Raw genomic sequence first — 6,398 nt, 5'->3', positions numbered from 1 at the left:
CGGAACGGCGCCCAGGCGGGGCCGCTTGATAGACGGCTCAAGATAACTACGTCCACCAGGAAGATTTCCGATCCACTGAGCCGCGTGCTGGACGTCATGGCCACGTCTGACCGGACTCTAGATAACGGTCGTTTCCGGGCTCAGCGGCGGTGTCTGCGCCCAGCCGCCCGTAACGGCTGGGCTGTTCCCGTGCCCCCGGTCAGCCCGCCGCCCCGGCGGCACCCGCTTGGCGGCTACTGGCGTCACGTTCCCACACTGCCGGGTGCGCGGCGAGGCGGCGGCCCGCCAAGGCAAATCCCAGATAGACCGAGGCGTTGACGGCGGAGAACGGGCCACGGATGGTACGAACTACCTGGGCCAGTGTTTGGGCCGCCGTACTGTGGCTTCTGCCCTGTTCGGCGTTGCCCCGGTATATGCGGTGCAGCACGGCCACTTGATCCTTGGGCGTTTTCGGCGGACAAATAACTACCGGTTCCACGTCCAGAACGGCCTTTTCCGCCGGCTCAAAGAGACGGTCCACGAATAGATCATCTGCGGTGAGTTCAGGGAATTTCAGGAACCGCCCCCGCCCTTCTTTGGACAGTCCGTAAACACCCCCGCCCCAGAGCCCCGTCTGGGTCGCGGGCAGATTCAGCCGTGTGCAGTAGTACGAGTGGATGAGCGGGTGCGCGTCCTGAAGGTCGAGGCGGGCGGCGGGACGGGCGGCCAGAATGCGCCCGGAGAGCAGCGTATTGAGGACGGCCCGCACGGTGCCGGCGCTGATCTGCACATCCGCATCGAGGTACAGCCGCGGCCAGTGCGAGGCGATGGCGTCCCCGGCATTCAGAGCGGCCGTCTTGGACGGCTGCTCCAATTCCAGTACCTTCACGCCCTCGAATCGTCCGGCGATGGCTGCGGTCTCATCGCCACAACCGTTGCAGGCCACGATGACCTCCAGCTGGTCTTTCGCAGCCAGCCGGGCCAGCGGCGCTAAGGTCCGCGCGATCACGGCCGCTTCATTGTGCGCCGGAATGATCACCGAACCGTGCGGGAAAGCCCCGGCGTCCGCGTCCTCGCCCGCGCTTTTTCCCGGTCCCGGCAGGGCAGTCCAACTGCCCTCGTTGAGTACCGTCCGCAGCACGCCGCGGCGATCGGGCTTCCATAGGCGCAGGACTTCAGAGAGCACAACGGCGCCGCGGAACACGGCGGCGTAGGCGCCGGAATGGTATTTGCGGATGTAGCGGACACGGTTGACGGACAAGAGCGCGTTCAGCTCCGGTGAACTGCCGGAGGCCCCGCCGGTGTGGCGCATAACAGCCTCGGGCTCGTACCAGACGGTTTCACCCATCGTGCGCAGGCTCCGAAAAAAGTCAGTCTCCTCGCTGTAGAGAAAATAGGACTCATCCCACGGCAGGGCATCCGCCAGCGAACGCCGGACCATCAGCGCGGCACCGGTAGCCCAATCCACGGGATGGGGATGGGCGTAGCTTTCCGGCGAGTAGTCAGTTCCGGCGAGCCAGCCGGGCCGGTTGGGCGCGCGGCGGCCCAGCAGCGCGTCGCCCACGGCAGTGGCAATGCTCGGCTCCCGGAAGAGCGAGCGGCTGGCCACCCCCCATTCGTTCACCAGCCGTGGAACCACGGCCCCGGCCTGCGAAGCATTCAGTCGGTGCATCAGGGTCCGGATACTGCCAGGTGCCACCGTTAAATCGGGGTTGAGCACCACCACGGTGGCGGCATCACCGGCCCGCAACATGGCGGCGTTGATGCCGCCGGAATAGCCCAGGTTGCCGCCCGTGCTGAAGGCCTGGACGTCAGGATGGCAGCGGCGCACCACATCCAAGGTGCCATCGCTGGACGAGTTGTCAGCCACAAGAACCCTCAGCCTCAGGTCCGCCGTTTCTTCCCGCAGGGTTTCCAGCAGGCCCTCAACGCACCCTGCGCTGTTGAAGGTCACAATAACAACGACGGCGTCCGCGGCACCCTCCGCTCCGGTGAAGCGGCCCGGAGTCCGCGGCGCAGGGGCCGCATGGGACAGCGAATCCGTGCGGACGGCGGGAACGGCGCTGGACCCTGTCCGCAATGTCAGGTAAGCAGGTGGCCCGTCAACAAGGTAACGGCCCGCCAGCCGCCTTGGTTCACGGGCCAGCCGGTATCCCCATTCCAGTCCGTGTTGGCTAAACCATTCAGGCGCGCGCTGAACCCGGTCGGCGAGGAAGTCCACCGCCGCGCCGAAGGCCAGCAGAACGGTTGCCCCGGTAGACGGCCCATACTCGTCTATCCAGAGTTCCTGGCGCGGCTTTCCCAGTCCGACGTAGAGGATCTGGGTGCCCGAATCGGCAATCTCACGGGCAATACGCCCGGACTCCTGCACGGAGGCCAAGTCCTCCCGGCTCGGGGACCACATGCCGCCGAGCTGCAGCGCGGGGTGCTCCTGCGCGATCTTCCGCGCCAACAGCCGCTGATTCGGTGGCGAGCCGCCGAGAAATCCTACCCTCAGCCCAAGCTGCTCTGCCCGTGCCAGGATCGGGGCTGCCAGGTCGCTCCCGGCCAGCCGGGGCCACCGGCGCCCGGTAATACGTTGGGATTGGGAAACCAGGGGTGCCCCGTCCAGGAAATAGAGCCAATCCACCCTGCTTGCCGGATTGGCATGCAAGGTGCCCGACCACCGGCCGCCGGTACCAAAATGGTGCACATGATCGAGGTTGACCGACGCCACCCCCAGCGGAGGATTTCCGCCGCCCTCCCGCACCCTCGCGAGTATCCGCTCTACCGCTGCTTCGGATTCCATCAGGTCTACCGGTGTCCCGCCCAGAATGACCTGGCATATTTCCAGCTTTTCCATGCTGCCTCCTTGCTCCCTAGTCCACCGGTGTTAAGCGCCCGTTGCGTTCGATGTAACTGCGGCCGGTGGCCGGGCAGAGCCAGCAGGCGCCGGCCTGTTTAAGCGGATGTCCTGCCTCGCCCACCCAGCCTGACTGCCGGGCGGGGACACCGATCACAACGGCGTAGGGCGGCACGTCCCTGGTGACCACCGCGCCGGCAGCTACGGTCGCCCACTCCCCGATCGAGGCGGGGCCGATACAGATGGCACCGGCTCCGATGGAAGCACCCCGGCCGACCGTGACGCCGACGGCGACCCAGTCATCCGGGTCCTTCAGCGTTCCGTCCGGCGTGATGGCCCGCGGGTGCAGGTCATTGGTAAGAACGGCCGCGGGTCCGACGAAGACGCCGTCCGCCAGGCGGGCCGGCTCATAGACGAGGGCATAGTTTTGCAGTTTGCAGTTGTTCCCCAGCACAACGCCGGGGCCCACGTAGGCCCCGCGGCCGATGTTGCAGTTACTGCCGAGGATGGCGTCCTCCCGGATCTGCGCCAGATGCCAGATTCGCGTTCCTTCCCCCACCACGGCGCTCTGAGCCACGTCGGCAGTTTCGGCGATGGATGTCACGGCGTTCCTCCAGGTGTGCGGCGGCGTTGTCATGAGCCGCTCAGGGCTGCCTGCAGCCGTTCCGCGACATACTGCTGCTGAGCCTCGGTGATGTGCGGATAGACGGGCAACGACAGAATCCCGCGAGCGGCCCGTTCTGCGACCGGAAAACTCCCGGGGCCGAGCTCCATCCCGCGATAAGCCCCGCTCAGATGGACCGGGACCGGGTAGTGGATGCCGGCGCCGATCCCCGCGGCGTTCAGCTCGGCGAGGACCCGGTCCCGATCGGGGACGCGGACCACGTACAGATGCCAGACATCGAGGTTGCCGGGGGCGCTGCGGGGGAGCTCGACGCCGGGCACGTCCGCCAGCAGCTCCCGGTAACGTGACGCGGCCTGCCGGCGCCGTTCGTTCCAGCCCGCCAGCCTCCGCAGCTTGGCGTTCAGTACCACTGCCTGGACGGTGTCGAGACGTGAATTCATACCCACCGCGTCGTGCTCGTATTTGCGTGCGCTCCCGTGCGCGCCAAGCATCCGGACTCGGGCGGCGACGTCCCCGTCGGCGGTCAGTACGGCGCCGGCATCACCGGCCGCCCCGAGGTTCTTGCCCGGATAGAAGCTTGTTCCGGCAGCCAATCCCAGTGTGCCGGCGCACCGGCCGTAGCGGGAGGCGCCCTGGGCCTGGGCGGCGTCTTCGATGATCACTGCGCCGCACGCGGCCGCGATCGGTTCCAGGCGCTCAACGAATGCCGTTTGGCCGAACAAGTGAACGGGCACGATCGCTTGGGTCCGCCGCGTGACAGCCTGCCCCACCTGGTCCGGGTCGATCAGCAGGTACTCCGGGTCGACGTCGACGAGGACCGGCACGGCACCGGTCCGGCTCACCGCCTCGGCGGTAGCGATAAACGTGTTGGCGGGGAGAATGACTTCCCCGCCCGCACCGACCCCGCACGCGCGCAGGGCCAGTTCCAGTGCATCCGTGCCGTTGGCCACCCCGACGCAGTGTCCGGTGTCGAGGAAACGGGCGTAGGCCTGCTCAAATTCCGCCACGGCGGGGCCGCCAATGAACGAAGTCCGGGCGAAAACCTCTTTCAGGCCAATGTCGACTTCCTCGGCGATCTCGTCCTGCTGAGCGCCCAGGTCAACGAAGGGGACGCAGACTCTGGCTTCCAACGGCAACGTCATCCCCGGGCGCCCGCCGCGGCAGCCGAGGGTTTGAGCACCCGGGCCGGCACTCCGGCCCAGGTCTCGTCCGGCGGCACATCGGCCAAGACTGCGGCCCCCATGCCAATCACAGAACCCGACCCCACGGTGGTGCCTTCACGGACCGATGAGTTCATGCCAAGGTAAGCCGCACGGCCGATCCTGACCCCGCCGCCCAAACAAACGCCGGCAGCCAAGGTGGCGAAGTCCTCCACTACGTCGTCATGGGTCAACGTCACACCAGGCATCAGCACCACATGGCTTCCGACCATGATCGCGGCGGTCAGGGTGATATTTCCCAGCAGGATGCTTCCGGGGCCGACCTCGCAGCAGGAAGGGACCCGCACCGAAGGATCAACAACGGTTGCGAAGCGGTAGGCCGGTACACCCAAACCGGCCAGTCGCGCCACAACACGCTCCCGCGCCCGCCCGGCGCCGATGCAAACGACGACCCGTGCTGCGGGATAACGCAGGGCATAGCTGACGGGTCCCAGGATGGGGGCACCATCAAGGGCAGAACCTACCTTGGCGTCGTCGTCGTCGAGGACGCCGACAACGTCGAATTGTCCGTTCTCGCGGACGCAGGAAAGCACCTCGCGGGCGAGGCCGCTGGCGCCGATCACAAGGAGCTCTGTCATGGCTTTTCCTCGGCAGACCTGGCTATCGAATCGATCACCCTGGACTGCTCGTCCGGTGTCAGCTGGTGGTATACGGGCAGGATTAAGGTGCTGTCCGTGAGCCGCTCCGTCACCGAGAGGTCAGCCTTCCCGGTGTCCATCCCGGCGTAGGCAGGCTGCCGGTGCGCGGCCATAATTCCCCGACGGGCGGAAATTCCGTCCTGGGCCAGTCGCGCCAGGAGTTCCTCCCGCCCGAGGGCAAAGCCCGGCAGTACTTCGAGCCAGAAGGACTGGAAATTGCTGGTCCCGTACAAGGGGTCCTGGCTGAAGCGCAGGCCCTCAACCCCGGCGAGTGCCCTGCGGTACGTATTGGCGATTGCCCGGCGCCGGGACACCGCCTCACCCAGGCGTTCCAGCTGCACGAGCCCGACGGCCGCCTGCAGATCCGTCATCCGGTAGTTAAAACCGATCTCGCCATACGATTCCGCTGGCGCCAGGACCGTGGAGTGCCGCTCGTTCGCCGAGACGCTCATGGCGTGCTCCCGCAACGTCCGCGCCCGGTTGGCCCAGGCCGCGTTGTCGGTGGTCAGCATCCCGCCTTCCCCGGTGGTCAGTATTTTGCGGGGGTGGAAGGACCAGGCCGCGAGCTCGGCTCCCGCCCCCACTGGCCGGCCCCGGTACGTTGAGCCCGCCGCGCAGGCTGCGTCCTCGATGACGGTGATGCCCAGTGGGTCGCACAGGCCACGGATCGGATCCAGATCAACCGGCATACCTCCCTGGTCCACGACGATCACAGCGCGCGTGGCGGGGGTCAGGGCAGCCTCAAGTGTCGACACCGACACATTCCCCGTGTCCGGCTCAACATCGGCGAAAACGGGACGGGCACCGACATAGGTGACAGAATTTGCGGTGGCGATGAATGAGAAGGACGGCACTACAACGTCATCACGCGGCCCAATGCCGGCCACCTTCAGTGCCAGATGCAGGGCAGCTGTGCAACTGGACACGGCGACGGCGCAGCCGGCCTGCTGCGTCTCCGCGAAGGCTTCTTCGAAGCGCTTCACGCGTGGTCCCTGCGCCACCCAGCCCGAGGCGATCACTTCGGCTACCGCTTCGGCTTCCTCGGCTCCGAGCCACGGCTTCATCACGTTGATCCGGCTCAGGACAGGGTTCTT

Annotated in this window: 5 protein-coding genes; all 5 read right to left on the bottom strand. The window is 66.8% G+C overall.

Features of this window, described 5'->3' with window-relative positions; genetic code table 11:
- Positions 1-199: 199 nt before the first annotated feature.
- From QMG72_RS07640 to QMG72_RS07620, 5 genes are read right to left on the bottom strand one after another with little or no spacing between them, the layout of a single operon-like run.
- Positions 200-2,821 (bottom strand): WecB/TagA/CpsF family glycosyltransferase, encoded by a 2,622-nt coding sequence (locus QMG72_RS07640; protein ID WP_226775636.1) that lies wholly within the window; start codon positions 2,819-2,821, stop codon positions 200-202.
- 16 nt (positions 2,822-2,837) lie between these two features.
- On the bottom strand, positions 2,838-3,425 hold the full coding sequence (locus tag QMG72_RS07635; RefSeq protein ID WP_226775635.1) for an acyltransferase: 588 nt from the start codon (positions 3,423-3,425) through the stop codon (positions 2,838-2,840).
- A gap of 29 nt (positions 3,426-3,454) precedes the next feature.
- Positions 3,455-4,588, bottom strand: a complete 1,134-nt coding sequence (locus tag QMG72_RS07630) for a DegT/DnrJ/EryC1/StrS family aminotransferase (protein ID WP_283480181.1) — start codon at positions 4,586-4,588, stop codon at positions 3,455-3,457.
- Positions 4,585-5,244 (bottom strand): NeuD/PglB/VioB family sugar acetyltransferase, encoded by a 660-nt coding sequence (locus QMG72_RS07625; protein WP_226775633.1) that lies wholly within the window; start codon positions 5,242-5,244, stop codon positions 4,585-4,587. Before QMG72_RS07625 ends, QMG72_RS07630 begins: the two co-directional genes overlap by 4 nt.
- Complete coding sequence (locus QMG72_RS07620) at positions 5,241-6,368, bottom strand: DegT/DnrJ/EryC1/StrS family aminotransferase (RefSeq protein ID WP_226775675.1); 1,128 nt, start codon at positions 6,366-6,368, stop codon at positions 5,241-5,243. The genes QMG72_RS07625 and QMG72_RS07620 overlap by 4 nt, the downstream gene beginning before the upstream one ends.
- Positions 6,369-6,398: the final 30 nt, after the last annotated feature.

This window comes from Pseudarthrobacter sp. PH31-O2 (genome assembly GCF_030063265.1).
In the GTDB taxonomy this organism is placed as follows: Bacteria; Actinomycetota; Actinomycetes; order Actinomycetales; family Micrococcaceae; genus Arthrobacter.
Note: the sequence above shows the minus strand (reverse complement) of the source record. Positions and strands in the feature narration are given on the sequence as shown.